17 protein-coding genes are annotated in these 15,999 nt (G+C 66.5%); 8 read left to right on the top strand and 9 right to left on the bottom strand.

From position 1 onward, the window contains the following. Positions 1 to 96: 96 nt before the first annotated feature. Both HGK58_RS08990 and glgA read right to left on the bottom strand, forming a co-directional pair. Positions 97 to 879: an ABC transporter ATP-binding protein gene (locus HGK58_RS08990; protein WP_168627247.1), complete on the bottom strand. Its 783-nt coding sequence runs from the start codon at positions 877 to 879 to the stop codon at positions 97 to 99. 42 nt (positions 880 to 921) lie between these two features. After that, the gene (gene glgA, locus HGK58_RS08995) at positions 922 to 2,109 is read right to left on the bottom strand and encodes a glycogen synthase (RefSeq protein WP_168627248.1); all 1,188 of its coding nucleotides are present in this window, start codon (positions 2,107 to 2,109) and stop codon (positions 922 to 924) included. A 47-nt stretch (positions 2,110 to 2,156) separates the two neighbouring features. Here glgA and HGK58_RS09000 point away from each other — a divergent pair, with 47 nt between their 5' ends. Both HGK58_RS09000 and serB read left to right on the top strand, forming a co-directional pair. Next, entirely contained in the window at positions 2,157 to 3,395 is a 1,239-nt protein-coding gene (locus HGK58_RS09000) for a glucose-1-phosphate adenylyltransferase (protein WP_168627249.1), read from the top strand. 33 nt (positions 3,396 to 3,428) lie between these two features. Then, a complete protein-coding gene (serB, locus tag HGK58_RS09005; protein ID WP_168627250.1) occupies positions 3,429 to 4,067 on the top strand; it encodes a phosphoserine phosphatase SerB in 639 nt (212 codons plus the stop codon). Between the two features lie 4 nt (positions 4,068 to 4,071). Here the strand turns inward: serB and fabG are convergent, their stop codons facing one another. Next, a complete protein-coding gene (fabG, locus tag HGK58_RS09010) occupies positions 4,072 to 4,782 on the bottom strand; it encodes a 3-oxoacyl-ACP reductase FabG (protein WP_168627251.1) in 711 nt (236 codons plus the stop codon). A gap of 66 nt (positions 4,783 to 4,848) precedes the next feature. Between fabG and HGK58_RS09015 the strand changes: the two genes are divergently transcribed. From HGK58_RS09015 to HGK58_RS09035, 5 genes are all read left to right on the top strand, one after another. Beyond that, positions 4,849 to 5,205 carry a DUF3099 domain-containing protein gene (locus HGK58_RS09015; protein WP_168627252.1) on the top strand — a complete coding sequence of 119 codons (357 nt, stop codon included), beginning with the start codon at positions 4,849 to 4,851 and terminating at the stop codon, positions 5,203 to 5,205. Continuing rightward, positions 5,202 to 5,444, top strand: coding sequence for a hypothetical protein (locus HGK58_RS09020; RefSeq protein ID WP_193509590.1), 243 nt, complete (start codon positions 5,202 to 5,204; stop codon positions 5,442 to 5,444). Before HGK58_RS09015 ends, HGK58_RS09020 begins: the two co-directional genes overlap by 4 nt. Continuing rightward, entirely contained in the window at positions 5,441 to 6,295 is an 855-nt protein-coding gene (locus HGK58_RS09025; RefSeq protein ID WP_168627253.1) for an SURF1 family protein, read from the top strand. The genes HGK58_RS09020 and HGK58_RS09025 overlap by 4 nt, the downstream gene beginning before the upstream one ends. Positions 6,296 to 6,470: 175 nt before the next feature. Beyond that, a complete protein-coding gene (locus HGK58_RS09030; protein ID WP_168627254.1) occupies positions 6,471 to 8,762 on the top strand; it encodes a hypothetical protein in 2,292 nt (763 codons plus the stop codon). A 134-nt stretch (positions 8,763 to 8,896) separates the two neighbouring features. Beyond that, positions 8,897 to 10,381: an HNH endonuclease signature motif containing protein gene (locus HGK58_RS09035; protein ID WP_168627255.1), complete on the top strand. Its 1,485-nt coding sequence runs from the start codon at positions 8,897 to 8,899 to the stop codon at positions 10,379 to 10,381. Between the two features lie 73 nt (positions 10,382 to 10,454). On the opposite strand, the gene HGK58_RS09040 is transcribed toward HGK58_RS09035, so the two are convergent. Both HGK58_RS09040 and HGK58_RS09045 read right to left on the bottom strand, forming a co-directional pair. After that, positions 10,455 to 11,000, bottom strand: a complete 546-nt coding sequence (locus tag HGK58_RS09040; RefSeq protein WP_349236184.1) for a hypothetical protein — start codon at positions 10,998 to 11,000, stop codon at positions 10,455 to 10,457. 42 nt (positions 11,001 to 11,042) lie between these two features. Next, on the bottom strand, positions 11,043 to 12,641 hold the full coding sequence (locus tag HGK58_RS09045; protein ID WP_168627737.1) for an ABC-F family ATP-binding cassette domain-containing protein: 1,599 nt from the start codon (positions 12,639 to 12,641) through the stop codon (positions 11,043 to 11,045). 108 nt (positions 12,642 to 12,749) lie between these two features. Between HGK58_RS09045 and HGK58_RS09050 the strand changes: the two genes are divergently transcribed. Further along, positions 12,750 to 13,367, top strand: coding sequence for a biotin transporter BioY (locus HGK58_RS09050; RefSeq protein ID WP_168627256.1), 618 nt, complete (start codon positions 12,750 to 12,752; stop codon positions 13,365 to 13,367). Here HGK58_RS09050 and HGK58_RS09055 read toward each other — a convergent pair whose 3' ends face one another. The 4 genes from HGK58_RS09055 to sufD are packed head-to-tail and all read right to left on the bottom strand — an operon-like array spanning position 13,368 to position 15,999. Next, a complete protein-coding gene (locus HGK58_RS09055) occupies positions 13,368 to 13,697 on the bottom strand; it encodes a metal-sulfur cluster assembly factor (protein WP_168627257.1) in 330 nt (109 codons plus the stop codon). It abuts the gene before it with no gap. A gap of 4 nt (positions 13,698 to 13,701) precedes the next feature. After that, complete coding sequence (gene sufC, locus HGK58_RS09060) at positions 13,702 to 14,466, bottom strand: Fe-S cluster assembly ATPase SufC (protein WP_168627258.1); 765 nt, start codon at positions 14,464 to 14,466, stop codon at positions 13,702 to 13,704. 4 nt (positions 14,467 to 14,470) lie between these two features. Then, positions 14,471 to 14,809 carry a non-heme iron oxygenase ferredoxin subunit gene (locus HGK58_RS09065; RefSeq protein WP_168627259.1) on the bottom strand — a complete coding sequence of 113 codons (339 nt, stop codon included), beginning with the start codon at positions 14,807 to 14,809 and terminating at the stop codon, positions 14,471 to 14,473. Then, positions 14,806 to 15,999: a Fe-S cluster assembly protein SufD gene (gene sufD / locus HGK58_RS09070; protein WP_168627260.1), complete on the bottom strand. Its 1,194-nt coding sequence runs from the start codon at positions 15,997 to 15,999 to the stop codon at positions 14,806 to 14,808. The genes HGK58_RS09065 and sufD overlap by 4 nt, the downstream gene beginning before the upstream one ends.

The following is a 15,999-nucleotide window of genomic DNA, read 5'->3' on the forward strand; positions in this document are numbered from 1 at the left end:
GTGGTTCCTCGCGAGTGGATTGGGAATTAAGGGAAAAGTCTCTCGGCGTCTTAGCCGACTGACCACTTTACCAGAATCAAGAGCGTCGGGTGCGGATCACGCGGCCCGGGCGGTAAACCGGTTGTCGGTGCGCTCGACCTTGAGGTCGACACCGAAGACATCGCTCAGGTTCCCGGCGGTGACGACCTCTTCGATCGGGCCAGAGTCGTGCACCTCGCCCTGCGACAGCAGCAGTGCGTGGCTGAAGCCCGGCGGGATCTCCTCGACGTGATGGGTGACCATGACGATCGCCGGGGCATCCGGTGCGCTCGCGTAGCCGCCGAGCAGCTGCAGCAGCTCCTCACGGGCGCCCAGGTCGAGGCTCGCCGCCGGCTCATCGAGCAGCAACACCTCGGGGTCCGTCATCACGGCACGGGCGATCTGCACGCGCTTCTGCTCGCCGTCGCTGAGGTTGCCGAAGCGGCGGTCCTCGAGGTGGCTGAGCTTCCACTCCCCGAGCACGCGGCGTGCGCGGCGGGTGTCGATCTCCTCGTACTCCTCGTTCCAGCGCCCTGTGACCGAGTACGAGGCGGTGAGCACGACATCCAGCACCGTCTCGTTCGCCGGGATGCGACGGGCAAGCGCCGTCGAGGCGAAGCCGATGCGGGGGCGCAGGTCGAACACGTCGACCGCGCCGAGGGTGCTGTCGAGCACCACCGCTTCGCCGTGGCTGGGGTGGATCTGCGCCGCAGCCAGTTGTAGCAGGGTCGTTTTGCCCGCGCCATTCGGTCCGAGAATGACCCAGCGCTCCTTGCTGTCGACGTTCCAATCAACAGAATCGAGGATCGTGTTCCCGTCGCGCACGACCGACACATCTGAGAACTGGAGAACGCTGGCCATATGCTCAAGCCTAAGCCACGGGCGGGGTGCGACCCGGCAGCGCTAGAGGAGCGTTGCGTACAGTTCGCGGGTGCGCGCCGCGATGCGATCCCAGCCGAACTGGCGCTCGGCACGCTCACGTCCGGCGGCCCCGAACTGCTTGGCGCGCTCCGGATCGGAGACCATCTCGCCGAGCGCTGCGGCGAGGTCGCCGATGAAGCGCTCCGAGTCCACCGGAAGTCCCGTGCCGTCGTTCGCCTGCTCGATCGGCACCAGGAAGCCGGTGACACCGTCATCCACCACCTCCGGGATCCCCCCGGTTGCCGTCCCGACTACGGGGGCGCCGCACGCCATCGCCTCCAGGTTCACGATGCCGAGCGGCTCGTAGATCGACGGGCAGACGAACGTGGTCGCCGCGGTCAGCACGGCGCGAAGTTCGCGCTGGCTCAGCAGCCGGTCGATCCAGACCACACCGGTGCGGGTCTCCTGCAGGTGCGCGACGCCGGCCTGCACCTCCGCCAGGATCTCCGGCGTGTCCGGCGCGCCCGCGCACAGCACCAGCTGCACGTCCGGGTGCAGCCGCTCCGTCGCTGCCAGCAGGTAGCTGAGGCCCTTCTGCCTGGTGATGCGGCCAACGAACACGACCGACGGCCGGTCGGGGTCGATGCCGAGCGAACGCACGAGGTCGTCGTCCGAGGTGGGACGCCACCGGTCCAGGTCGATGCCATTGTGGATGACGCTGATCCGCGACGGGTCGAGACGCGGGTAGGACCGGATGATGTCCTGCCGCATTCCCTCGCTCACCGCGATGATCGCATCCGCCGCTGAAAACGCGCCGCCCTCGATCCAGCTCGACACGCGGTAGCCGCCGCCGAGCTGCTCGGCCTTCCACGGGCGCAGCGGCTCCAGGCTGTGCGCGGTGACGACGTGTGGGACGCCGTGCAGCAGCTGCGCGATGCGCCCCGCGGCGTTCGCGTACCAGGTGTGCGAGTGCACCAGCTGGGCATCACCGCAGTCCTGCGCCATCTGCAGGTCGACGCCGAGAGTCGCAATCGACGGGTTCGCCGAGACCAGTTCCGCGGGCACCAGATAGGACGTCACACCCGGTTCGTCGCGGGGCGCGCCGAAGCAGCGCACGTTCACCTCGACATCGGTGTCCCGGCGCAGCGCGTGCACCAGTTCGCCTACGTGGACGCCGGCGCCGCCGTACACTTCCGGGGGATATTCACGGGTCAGCAGGTCGACTCTCACCAACAAGACACTAGTTCCTATCACGTGGTGTCATCTACGGTGGGAGCATGGCGGCGCCCAAGATCTTCGGAATCGTGCTCGCCGGTGGTGAGGGAAAGCGGCTGATGCCGTTGACCGCCGACCGGGCCAAACCGGCGGTCCCATTTGGCGGAAACTACCGCCTCATCGACTTCGCCCTCTCCAATCTGATCAACTCCGGGCTGCGTCAGATCGTCGTGCTCACCCAGTACAAGTCGCACAGCCTCGACCGTCACGTGTCGCAGACCTGGCGGCTGCCCGGCCTGACGAACTCCTACGTCGCATCCGTGCCGGCGCAGCAACGGCTCGGCAAGCGCTGGTTCGCGGGGTCGGCGGATGCGATCCTGCAGAGCCTGAATCTGCTGAAGGATGAGAAACCCGACATCGTCATCGTCGTCGGTGCCGACCACGTCTACCGCATGGACTTCAGCCAGATGATCGACGCGCACATCGAGGCGGGCACCGGTGTGACGGTTGCAGCCATCCGGCAGCCGATCTCGCTTGCGGGCCAGTTCGGTGTCATCGAGGTCGCGCCGGGTGATCCGACGCGGATCGGGCGGTTCCTGGAGAAGCCGTCCGACCCTGTGGGGTTGGCCGACTCCCCCGGCGAGGTACTCGCGTCGATGGGCAATTACGTGTTCAACGCCCGCGATCTCATGGACGCCGTGCTGCGCGACGGCGAGCGGGCCGACTCGAACCATGACATGGGCGGTGACATCGTTCCCGACTTCGTCGAACGGGGCGACGCGGCCGTGTACGACCTGATCCGCAACGACGTTCCCGGCGCGACCGAGCGCGACCGGTACTACTGGCGCGATGTGGGGACGATCGAGTCGTTCTACGACGCCCACCAGGACCTCATCTCAGCGCTGCCGGTGTTCAACCTGTACAACACCGACTGGCCGATCTACAGCGAGCAGCTGAACTCTCCCCCGGCGAAGTTCGTCCGCGACGCGTCAGGCAACACCGGGACCCTCATCGACTCGGTCGTCTCGCTCGGGTCGCTGCTGTCCGGGGCCCACGTCGAGCGCAGCGTGCTCGGCCCCTGGGCCAACATCGAATCCGGCGCCCAGGTGATCGACTCGATCCTGTTCGAGCGGGTTCGGGTCGGCCCGGGCGCATCCGTGCGCCGCGCTATTCTGGATAAGGATGTCGTCGTCGAACCCGGCGCGACCGTAGGGGTGGATCCCGAGGCCGATCGGGCCAGGGGCTTCACCGTCACAGATACCGGAATCACCGTTGTGGGCAAGGGCGTTCACGTCGCGTGAACAGCGCGCCAGCGCTCTACCCTTGGGGGTTCAATGCCACGGTTCCTCGTCGTGCTCGACGTCGATTCGACGCTCATCGAGAACGAGGTGATCGAACTGCTCGCCGAGGCGGCGGGTTCGCTCGACAAGGTGGCCGAGATCACCAGCCGAGCCATGAACGGCGAGGTCGACTTCGAGCAGAGCCTGCGTGAGCGGGTCGCGACGCTGCGCGGCCTGCCGGTGAGCGTCTTCGGCGAGGTGGGCGAGCGCATCCGGGTGACGGATGGTGTGCCAGAGCTGATTGCGACCGTTCGGGCGAATGGTGGTGCGGTCGGCGTCGTCTCGGGTGGCTTCCATGAGCTCGTCGACCCGGTTGCAGAGCGCATCGGGCTGGACCGGTGGAAGGCCAACCGGCTCGAGGCCGCCGATGGGGTGCTCACTGGTGGGCTCACCGGGCCGATCGTCGACGCCGCCGCGAAAGCGCATACCGTGCGCGAGTGGGCCGCGGAGCTCGACATCCCGCTCCGGCAGACCATCGCGGTCGGTGACGGCGCGAACGACCTGCCGATGATGGAGATCGTCGGGCTCTCGGTGGGCTTCGACGCGAAGGCCCCGGTGCGTGAGGAGGCCGACCTGGTCATCGACCGGCGGGACCTCTCGCAGCTGCTGCCGTTGCTCGGGCTGCGCGGCTAGCGGGTTAGTGGCCCATCCCGAGGCCGCCGTCGACCGGGATGACAGCACCGGAGACGTAGGCGGCGTCGTCGCTCGCCAGCCAGGCCACTGCCGCGGCAACCTCGGCCGCTGACCCGTAGCGGCCGGCTGGGACCTGCGCCAGGTACTCCTTCTGCTTGTCCTCGCTCAGCTCCGCGGTCATGTCGGTCTCGATGAAGCCGGGTGCGACGACGTTCGCGGTGATGTTACGTGAACCGAGCTCGCGCGTGAGCGACCGGGCGAGGCCGATGAGGCCGCTCTTGGATGCGGCGTAGTTCACCTGGCCGGCGGAGCCGAGCAGCCCGACGACGCTCGAAATGAGCACGACCCGGCCGTACTTGGCCTTCAGCATGCCCTTCGACGCGCGCTTGACGACGCGGAACGCGCCGGACAGGTTGGTGTCGATGACGTCGGTGAAGTCGTCCTCGCTCATGCGCAGCAGAAGGGTGTCGCGGGTGATGCCGGCGTTGGCGACGATCACCTCGACGGAGCCGTAGGCCTCCTCGATCTGGGTGAACGCGGCGTCGAGGGACGCAGCATCCGTCACGTCTGCCCTGACGGTCAGCGAACCGGCGGGACCCTCTCCGGAGCGGGCGGTGACGGCGACCCGGTGACCGTCAGCGACGAACCTCTCGGCGATCGCGAAGCCGATCCCCCGGTTGCCCCCGGTCACCAGAACTGTCCTCGGCTCGGCCACGTCAACTCCCTGTCAGTCGGCTAGAAAAACCCACCCAATACTAGACGTAGGCTTGTAGCCACAACGATGACCAGGCATATCAACACGATCACTGCGCTGCCGCGCTCCCCCGAGGATGATCGCAGGCGACGGATGCGCCTCTACACGCTCACGATGAGTATCCGTGTCGTGTGCATCGTGCTGTGCCTGTTTGTGCGTGACTGGTGGTTGCTGCTCGCTGCCATTGGCGCGACGTTCCTGCCGTATGTGGCGGTGGTGCTCGCCAACGCGGTCGACAAGCGCGGTACAAGTCCCGAGCGGCCTGGCTCGATTGTTCCGCTTGCTCCGTACCGGCCGCAGGGCGACGAGAACCTCGGGAACGGCGACCACGGCGAGGACCGCGCCGGCGGCGATAACGGCGAGCACCGCGAGGACAAGGAGTGATCGGCGAGTTTGCCGCCACGGATGCCGCGCAGTGCGCCCGGGCAGGGTGCCGCGCCGCCGCAGCCTGGCGCGTGAACTGGCGGAATCCGCGCATCCACACTCCCGATCGAGTGAAGGTGTGGCCCGCGTGTGATGAGCACGTCGGATACCTGCGGGATTATCTGGCCAGCCGGTCGTTTCCGGTGGTCGTGACGGCGCTGGCCGATGAGGTCGAGTCGGTTCCGGATGGTGCGCGATGAGCGGGTGGCGTTTCGCGTTCACCGGGCGCTGGTTCGGCTGGCTGGCGCTGGCCATCGTGTTCGCCATCGTGTGCAGCTTCTTGGGAACCTGGCAGCTGAATCGCCGCGCCGAGGCCCAGGCCGAGATCACCCGCATTGACAACAACTACGCGAGTGAGCCGCGCCCGCTGGATGAGGTGCTGCCGACGCTCGACTCGTTCGATGAGTCGCAGAAGTGGACACCGGTGGAGATGACCGGCCAGTACCTCGCTGATGAGGAGCTGCTGGTCAGGAACCGGCCGCAGTCCGGGCAGCCCGGTTTCGAGGTGCTCACTCCCCTGCTGCTCGAGGATGGCACGGTGTTCGTCGTCGATCGGGGGTGGCTACCGGTTGGAAACGAGCAGGACGAGCCGGACATGGTGCCGGAACCGCCGACCGGCGAGGTCACGGTTGTTGCGCGCCTCAAGGCGGGCGAGCCCGTGCTCGAGGGGCGCGGTGTTCCGGCCGGGAGTGACCAGATCGCCACGATCCACCTGCCATCCGTTGAGGAGCACGTCGCACGTGATACCTATACGGGCGCATATGGGTTGATGGTGTCGGAGAACCCGCCCGCCGAGCAGCGGCCCGTTGCGGCGCTGAAGCCGATCCGGGACGAGGGTCCGCATCTCTCGTACGCACTGCAGTGGTTCGTGTTCGCGATAATGGGCTTCATGGCGCTCGGCTGGGCGCTACGCCAGGAGTACCGGGTGATCAACTCGGACGACCCGGAGGAGCAGGCTCGAGCGCACGAGCGCGAGCGTCGCAAGGCGGCCAAGGCGCCGTCGGATGCGGACATCGAGGACGCGATCCTCGACGCGCGGCCGCCGCGGTGACATGACGCCACCTCTCCCCCAATGTGGCAACTCTGGGGTTGTTGCGCCGCCTCACCGCCCATAGCGTGCACTTCGGCCCCGCGACAACAGCCGAGGTCATCCTGATCAGGTGGGGGAAACTATGGGTAGGCGCGCGCCGCTTTTTCGGTTGACGGCGATGGGCGCAGCGGTGACCATGCTTCTCACGGGGTGTGTTTTCGGTCTCGGTACGCAGCCGGGCACCGACTCCGTCGACCACCGCATCTACCTCGGCGACTTCCCAGCTCCGCTGTCGTTGCCAGCACTACCCGCCATCCCGCCGCAACCCGTACAACCCGCTGACACAACCGACTCGGCTGCGATGGATGCGTACTATCTCGCGCAAGCCGACTACAACAACGCAGTCATGGAAATGCAGGACGAGTTCGCAATCCACGGCGCCGCGATCGCTGAGGCAGCGGTCACCGCAGCCCAAGGTGGCCGCGACGCGGTGGCCGCGTGGCAATCGCTTATGGTCACCGCTGGCGTGAGCGTTACCGACGCCAGCGGTTCCCTGGTTGAAGTGGGCGGCAACTCGGGTTTCGGTTGGCCGATGTCGGATGCGCAGCTGCGGCTCCACGCCGTGCTCGGTGCGTCAAGCGGTGGACTTGGGCTCGCCGACCTCGCGGATGCGCTCCAAGGGATCCCAGAACTAGCCGATGCGGACCTCGTTACGATGCTGTACGACGAGCTGCTCAACTACCAGGATTATGGCTTCGGAGCGGTGTTCGCACAGTTGGCACCCGGGACCTTCATGACCGGTCCAACTGTGAAGGCGCCTGAAGAGGTCGTGCTGTCATGGGCCCAGGTGAGTCTTGTGCTTCACCGGCTCGCCGCCGAGCTCGCGATCATGGACAGCGTTGACGGCCAGGACACGGTGTCCAGCCAGAGTGGCTCGGCATACGACGCTGCACCGTCCGTCGTGACTGCGTCGTTCACGGGCGACGCTGCCTCCTCGAAGCGCGCGTGCGATGTCGGGATCGAGAACCCCTGGGCCGCAGAGCTTCTCAATCAGTTCAACAAGGCACACGCCACCGTTGTCTTTGACAAGGTCGTCGCATACGTCGATGAGGGACTCGGCACCAACGCCGGGGGCAAGATCGGCATCGCACGGGTGATCTCGGCCTTCGCAACCATGCTCGCGAAAGCCGCCGCGCTCCGGGCGGACTTCTCGGTTTCGGATACGCCGCTCGTGCGCACGAAGAACACGCAGCCTGGTGAGGTTCGCGACTTGGCGGTGAAGCTGCGGTTCGACGCGGACTCATGGGAGGAGATCCGGGGGTGCATGAACCTCTTCATGTCGCCCTTCGGTCTCGAGCTACCGGGCGCCCAGTCCGGTTTCGCCCAGAACATCGACATCGACCTCTCAAGCGAGGAGCCTTGGCGACTGCGGATTGGTGACGGCGCCGGAGGAGACAAGCCCGTCACTCGTGGCAAGACCGACGGCAACGGTGAAGCACGTTTCAAGCTCTCCGGTGCGCCGCAGGCCGACCTCATCCCCGAAGTCGCCGAACCGGAAGACGTTGACGTGACAGTCCGCGCGGTGACCAACCTCGGCGGCAACGACTTCTACAAGGACGTGGCGGCGTTGCCGTGGGACGCGCTCGACGCGGCCGGCACGGCCGGAATCAGCCTCGTGCCGCAGGTGCTCAGCCGGATGAAGTTGATCATACTCACCGGCGCGGTTCCAGTGCGCGACTGGAACCTGGAGGCGGATTTCGAGGCGACCGTCGTCGCCTCCATCAGCTCGCGCTCGGCGACGCATTACCTCCCGGCAGCAGACTGCGGCCAGAGGCCGGTCAGCACCTCGTCGACCGAGGCGGCAGTGTCGCTCGCGTCCGACACCGTCGAGATCTCTGCCGTCCTGTTGAGCAACCCCGATGGCAATCTCGGCGATCAGGCAGTGGTGTTCGTTCCCCGCGGCGAGGAGTTCCAGGGCTACGGTTACGGCGACGGCGTGCTCCAGTTCGAGACCACTGGGAACTACACCGCGACCAAGTCGCATTTCAAGCCCGCCGTTGGCGAACTTCCCCCGGTTCGAGTCGGTCAGGGCAACGGCGTCTGCGATGCGCAAGGCGTCGGCGGCCCGTACATTCCACCGACTCCGGATTGCGGCGAACGGACGTACTCCGAGGCGCTTCAGGTGACCATTCCCTCGGCGCGCACGCTGCACGTGTCCCACCTTTCCTCAACCGCCTCCGAGCTGTGGAGGCACTGCGGCGACGCCGTTGTTGTTGTCGCTCCCCGGCTCATCGAATGTCTGGGCGACGTGCAGCGCCATGGGGGCAAGTTCCCTTCGATCGCTGACATCTACGATTCGTCCAAGACCGTGATTGAGGTCACTGGCACGCTTAGTTGCACAGATATGCGGGAGGGCTATCTGGAGGAGTTCCAGTACGAATGGACGTTGGTGCTCTGTCGCATCGTCGACGGAGAATCTGCCTGCTGAGGGTGCTCGTCAAGAACCTCCACCCAGCGTGGGAATCGGTTCCACCGCTCCTCCACAGGTGGCCCGGAAAGTAGTTTCTAACAGATTCTCAAATCTGCTTGTGTAGCTGTGTTCGGGGCTGGGACAATTGATGCATGAGATCTTCCGCAGCTACGTTCAGCACCTCGCTCGAGGTGCTGCTGGCCGCGGCGGCCCGGATCGGCGCCGACGCGCCCGCTGCCCGGGCGCTGGGTGACAAGCAGCTACTGGCGGCGCAGGCGTCGTTGGCGGAGGCGAAGCGCAGTCTTGATGCTTGCGCGTCGGTGCTCGCCGGTGAGGTGGTGCGCCGCTCATCGGTGGAGGCTGGGTTTGGCGGGTTGGCCCGGAAGGAGGGGTTCCGCACCCCGGAGGCGCTGATCCGTGGGGTGACCGGCTCGACCGCCCGGGAGGCGACCACGCTGGTGCGGGTCGGCGCCATGATGAATGACGCCGACCTGCTGCAGAACGCCGAAGCCAACGGGATCGACGACCCGGTCGGCCTTGCCAGCATGATGACCGAACCCTGGCTGGCCGCGGTGGGGAGGGCCGTCGCGACCGGGGCGCTGTCGGTGGCCGGTGCCGAGGCGATCCGCACCGGGCTGGGCCGGCCGGGACCCGGTGTCACGACTGAAGACTTGACCGCCGCCGCGATCCGGCTGGTGACCAGCGTCGCCGAATCGGCGACCTCGCCCGGTGGCGCGCTCGATGCCGAGCAGCTGTTGCGGCTGGCCCGGACCGCCCGCGATGACCTGGATGCGGCCGGGATCGTGGAGCGGGAGCGGCAGCGCCGGGCGCTGCGCTCCTTCCGCCGGTGGAAGCGGGACGACGGGATGACCCGGTACACCTGGGACCTCGACCCGGAGGGCGCCGCCCTGATCGATGACGTCTACGACAAACTCACCTCACCACGCCGGGGCGGACCCCGCTTCACCACGGGTCCGGAACGGGAGCGGGCGGAGCAGATTATGGCCGACACCCGCACCACCGAGCAGCTGGCCTCGGACGGGATGCTGGAGCTGATCCAACTGGCCCTCGACACCGACCCGCAGGGTGTGGTCGGAGTGAACCGGCCCGCGGTTAGGGTGCTGGTGGCCGCCACAGACCTGACCGACCGGACCGGTCGGGGCTGGATCGAGGGGCAGGACTACCCGGTGTCGATCGCCACCGTGGAGCGCAACGCCTGCCTGAACGGCATCGAGCTGATCGTCTTCGACGACCGCCCCATCCCGGTCAACCTCGGCCGCGAGCAACGCTTCTTCAACCGGGCCCAACGCCGCTTGCTGGCCGCCCGCGACGGCGGCTGCGCCTGGCCCGACTGCGACCGACCCCCCGAGTGGACCGAGGCCCACCACATCCGCTGGTGGGAACGCGACGGCGGGACGACCGACATCGACAACGGCATCCTCCTTTGCCGCCACCACCACCTGCTGCTGCATGACGAGGGCTGGGAGATCGAAACCCGCGACCAGGACCCGCTAGCCCGGTTCTGGCTCATCCCGCCCCGCGACATCGACCCCAGCCAGACACCCAGGCCGATGCCATCCAAATCCCCGGCACTCAACGACGCCCTCCGAACCGCGGAGCGACATCGGGCCACCTGAAGGCCACGGGAGAACGCTGCCCAGCGACGGGTCTCGACAGGCTCGACCACCGGAGGCTCACCACCGAAGCCGGTCAGAGCGCGTCGGCCGGCCGTTTCTTGGGCGAGAAGGTGTAGCTGATCGCCCAGATCAAGTCCACCGCGAACCAGAGGCCCAGCAGCGGATAGATGGCTGTCAGAGCATCAGCCCGGCTCGGGTCGTCAACCAGCACGGTGAGAAGCCAGAGGATGCCCGCAGCGATTCCCACGGCGATGGCGGTGCGGACGACATCAGACCAGCAGTCCTTCGCGTAGTCCCAGCCCCAGAGCTTCAGTGGCTTGGGTCCGCCGGCGAATCGATAGGCGAAGCGAACGTCAGCCCACTTGACCATCTTGTGACCGTAGGCAATGGAGACTCCGAGGTAGATCGCTGCCAGTCCATGGATGAAACTGGCGGTTCCTCCACTCCGCAGATTGATGATCACAGCGGCCAGCAGTACCAGATCCACCGCTGGCGTCATGGCCAGCAGGATCGCGCCGGTGCGACGCCAGCGCAGGAGGTAACGGGCAAGCAGACCCAGGACAACGAAGACCCAGAAGCCGATCTCGCACGCGACGATGATCCCCAGAATCAAGTCCATCTACCCCCCCATTTCCTCTCGGCGCGCGATCGCCGAAGCGCATCACGCCAGCGAGATCAGCTCCGCGTAGTCCGGGTTCCAGTGATCCTCGACACCATCCGGGAGGATGAGCACCCGCTCCGGGTTGAGCGCCTGCACCGCACCCTCGTCGTGACTCACCAGCACCACCGCACCGGAGTAGTTCGCCAGCGCATCCAGGATCTCCGCGCGACTAGCCGGATCCAGGTTGTTCGTCGGCTCATCGAGCAGCAAAACGTTCGCCCCCGACACGACGATCATCGCCAACGCCAGCCTGGTCTTCTCGCCACCGGAGAGCACCCCGGCCAGCTTGTGCGAGTCATCGCCCGTGAACAGGAACGACCCCAGCACCCGCCGGGCCTCAGTCTCGGTCAGGTTCGGCGACGCCGACACCATGTTCTGCAGCACCGACCGCTTGACGTCAATCGTCTCGTGCTCCTGCGCGTAGTAGCCGATCTTCAACCCATGCCCCGGTTCGATCTGCCCTGTGTCCGGTTTGTCCACCCCAGCCAGCATCCGGAGCAGCGTCGTCTTGCCGGCACCATTCAGCCCCAGCACGACTACCTTTGAGCCCCGATCGATCGCGAGGTCGACAGCGGTGAAGATTTCCAGCGATCCGTAGCTCTTGCTGAGGTTGCTCGCCTGCAGCGGCGTACGCCCACACGGAGCCGGCTCCGGGAAGCGCAGCTTCGCCACCCGATCGGCACTCCGCTCATCCTCGAGCCCAGCAAGCAGCTTCTCCGCTCGGCGCACCATCTGCTGAGCCGCCGCCGCCTTCGTCGCCTTCGCCCCGAACCGGGCAGCCTGCAGCTGCAGCGCTGTCGCCTTCTTCTCGGCGTTGGCGCGTTCCTTCTTGCGCCGTTCCTCGTCCGCTTCGCGCTGGCGCAGGTAGTGCTTCCAGCCCATGTTGTAGATGTCGATGACCTGACGGTTCGCGTCGAGGTAGAACACCCGATTCACCGTCTCGCCAACGAGCTCGATGTCGTGGCTGATGACGATCAAGCCGCCCTGGTACGCCTTCAGGTACTCACGCAACCAGACCACAGAGTCGGCGTCGAGGTGGTTGGTCGGCTCATCCAGCAGCATCGTCTCTGCGCCGGAGAACAGGATGCGCGCCAGCTCGATGCGACGACGCTGACCACCGGACAGCGTCTTCAACGGCTGATCGAGGATGCGATCGGGCAGGTTCAGGTTGCTCGCGATGGACGCTGCCTCCGCCTCCGCCGCATACCCGCCGAGTGCGAGAAAGCGGTCCTCAAGCTTGCTGTAGCGCTTCATCGCTGCCGCGCTGACCGTCGAATCGCCATCGCCCATCTCAACCGTGGCCGTGCGCATGCCGATGACCAGGGTTCCCAGGCCGCGCGCGTCGAGGATGCGGGTGCGCGCCAGGTCGTCCGGGTTCCCGGACCGCGGATCCTGCGGCAGGTAGCCGACTTCACCGTGACGTTCGATCTTCCCGTCGGTGGGCGAACCCTCCCCCGCAAGAATCTTGGTCAGCGTCGTCTTTCCTGCGCCGTTGCGCCCGACCAGTCCCACCTTGTCGCCCCGGTCGACCCGGAAGTTCACCTCCGCCATGAGAGTGCGTGCGCCCACGCGAACCTCGAGGTCGTGCACGGCGAGCACAGGCATACTCCAATTCGTTGGTCGTCGTCCGACAACCGAAGGTGAGGGGGAAGCCTCTAGTCTATTTGCTAGTGCGCGCACGAGGGTGCGCGCGAGAAGGAGCAGCAGATGACCACGGTGAGCCTCGCATTCGGACGCCCGACCCTCGCAGACCGGCTCTACAGCCGCGGCCTCGTCATGGACTTGGTACTCATCAGCGCCGGCGCCGCACTCACCTCGATCTTCGCCCAGCTGTCGGTGCCGCTGTGGCCTGTCCCGATCACCGGGCAGACACTCGCGGTACTGCTCGTCGGCAGCGCCCTCGGCGCGGTGCGCGGAGCACTCTCGATGGTGCTCTACATGGCACTCGGCATCGCGGGCCTTCCAGTGTTCTCGGACTCGACATCCGGATTCGCCGCGGTCGCCGGCCCGACCGGAGGCTACATCGTCGGCTTCATCTTCGCCGCCGCCCTGACCGGATGGATCGCACAGCGCTCCTGGGATCGCAAGGTGCTGCGCGCCCTGCTCTCGTTCCTCGCGGGCACGGTCGTCACGTTCGTCTTCGGACTCCCCTGGCTGGCATTCGCCCTCGGTCTCGACCTGCAGACGACCCTTGAGGCCGGCCTCTACCCGTTCATCCTGAGCGGTGTCATCAAGGCAGCCATCGCCGCTGGCGTGATCACGCTCGGCTGGCGGTTCATCGAGCGCAAGGACCGGCGCCGCGCGGAGAGCGAACTCGGCGCCTGATCAGATCGCGAAGCCGAGGGCCCGCATCTGGTCGCGACCGTCGTCGGTGATCTTCTCCGGACCCCACGGCGGCATCCAGACCCAGTTGATCCGGAACCGCTCCACGATGCCATCGAGTGACTGAGCGGTCTCGTCTTCGATCACGTCGGTGAGCGGGCATCCGGCGGAGGTCAACGTCATGCTGATGATAAGCGCATCGTTCTCTTCGTCCCAGCTGAGGTCGTAGATCAGGCCGAGGTCGACGATGTTGACGCCCAGTTCGGGGTCGACGACGTCCTTCAGCGCTTCCTCGACCTGGTCGAAGAGCTTCGGCTCCAGTGCAACAGCCATGATGTCAGCTTACGTTCGCGGCGTGGACAAAGCGATCGTAACCTTCATCCTCGAGCCGGTCGGCGAGCTCAGGGCCGCCCTCCTCGGCGATGCGGCCGTCGACGAAGACGTGCACGAAGTCGGGACGGATGTAGCGCAGGATGCGCGTGTAGTGGGTGATGAGCATTACACCAAGGCCGGTGTTCTCCTTGACCCGGTTCACACCATCGGCCACAACGCGCAGCGCATCGACGTCCAGACCGGAGTCGGTCTCGTCGAGGATCGCGAACTGCGGCTTCAGCAGTTCGAGCTGCAGGATCTCGTGACGCTTCTTCTCTCCACCGGAGAAGCCCTCGTTCACGTTGCGCTGCGCGAACGAGGAGTCCATCCGCAGCTTCTCCATCGACTCGCGGACTTCCTTGGTCCAGCCGCGGATGGCTGGCGCCTCACCGTCGATGGCAGTCTTGGCGGTGCGCAGGAAGTTCGTGACGGTGACGCCGGGGATCTCCACCGGGTACTGCATCGCCAGGAAGAGCCCCGCGCGAGCGCGCTCGTCGGTGGTCATCGCGAGCACGTCCTGGCCGTCCAGGGTGATCGAGCCGGATTCGACGTGGTACTTCGGATGCCCGGCGATCGTGTACGCGAGGGTCGACTTGCCGGAGCCGTTGGGGCCCATGATCGCGTGGGTCTCACCCGATGCGACTCGGAGGTCGACGCCGCGCAGGATCGGCAGTGCCCCCTGGTCGGTCTGGACGGATACGTGCAGGTCCTTGATCTCGAGAACTGCCATGTCTTTACGCTTCTTCCTTCTGGTAGTCAAAGTGCGGGGTGGGGTCGATGTAGACCTCCCCGTCAACGATCTCGACGGTGAACACCGGAACCGGCTCGTACGCCGGCAGGGTCAACGCCTTGCCCGTCACAATCGAGAATTTGGAGCCGTGCGCCCAGCACTCCAGGGTGTCGTCCTCGACGAAACCCTCGGAGAGCGAGATGTCGCCGTGCGTGCAGGTGTCACCGATGGCGTAGATGTCCCCGGCGGAGTCCTTGACCAGCGCGATCGGGGTGTCGTCGATGACGACACGCACCGCGCTGTTCACCTCGACGTCATCCACCGAGCAGACCTTCACGTTCACTTCGATGCTCCCTCACCGCGCAGCTCGAGCTCGATGGCGTCCTCGAGGCGCTGCTCCAGCTCGGGCGAGCCGATCTTCTGGATGATGTCGGACAGGAAGCCGCGCACGACGAGCCGACGCGCTTCCTCCTCGGGGATGCCCCTGGACTCCAGGTAGAACAGCTGCTCGTCGTCGAACCGGCCGCTGGCGCTCGCGTGCCCAGCACCGGCGATGTCGCCGGTCTCGATCTCGAGGTTGGGCACGGAATCGGAACGCGTGCCGTCGGTCAGCAGCAGGTTGCGGTTCTCCTCGTAGCTGTCGGTGCCGGTCGCGGTCTGCTGGATGAGCACGTCGCCGATCCATACGGACCGCGCATCCGTACCCTGCAGCGCACCCTTGTAGGTGACGCGGGAACGCGTGTGCGGTGCGTCGTGGTTGATGAAGACCTGATGCTCAAGGTGCTGCCCGGCGTCGGCGAAGTAGACACCGAACGCTTCGATCTCGCTGCCTTCGCTCGCGAGGTGCACGGACGGGTTGACCCGCACGAGCGACCCGCCGAGCGAAACCGCGACGTGCTTGAGGCTCGCGCCGTGCCCGAGCCGGGCGAAGTGGCTGGCAACGTGCAGCGCGTCATCGTCCCACTCGTGAACGGTGACGACGGTGAGCTGAGCGCCGGGGTCGAGGATGATCTCGACGTTCTCGTCCAACTGCGCCGGGCCGCTGTTCTCGAGCAGCACGATTCCCCGGCTGTTCTCCTCCGCGTGGATCACGGTGTGCGCGGCACGCGGGGTGTCCCCGAGCTGGTTGCGGTCCAGGTGCAGGCGCACTGCCTCACCGGTGACGGTCACCAGCAGCGCCTCCTGGAAGCTGGCCCACGCGTTCGCGGACGCCGGCTCCTCCGGGATGCCGGCGCGACCGATCCGGCTGTCGTCGCGGTCGATCCATTCGATCACCGCGGCGCCGTCGATCTGCTGCTCGAACGGGTAGCGCGAGCCGTCCAGCTCACCGGTGAAGAAGTGACGGATGCGGTCGACGGGGGTGAACTTCCACTCAACCTCGCGTCCGGTCACCGCCGGGAACGCTTCAGGATCGTACGACTTGAACCGCTCGGAGCGGGTTTGCACGGGGACCGTGCCGTGGTCGTGTTTCAGGGTGGGGGTTGCTGACGTGTCGATGACTGCCGGAGCGGTCTGGGATGAGGCTGCTGACAT

This window comes from Cryobacterium sp. BB307 (assembly GCF_012274275.1).
Taxonomy (GTDB): domain Bacteria; phylum Actinomycetota; class Actinomycetes; order Actinomycetales; family Microbacteriaceae; genus Terrimesophilobacter.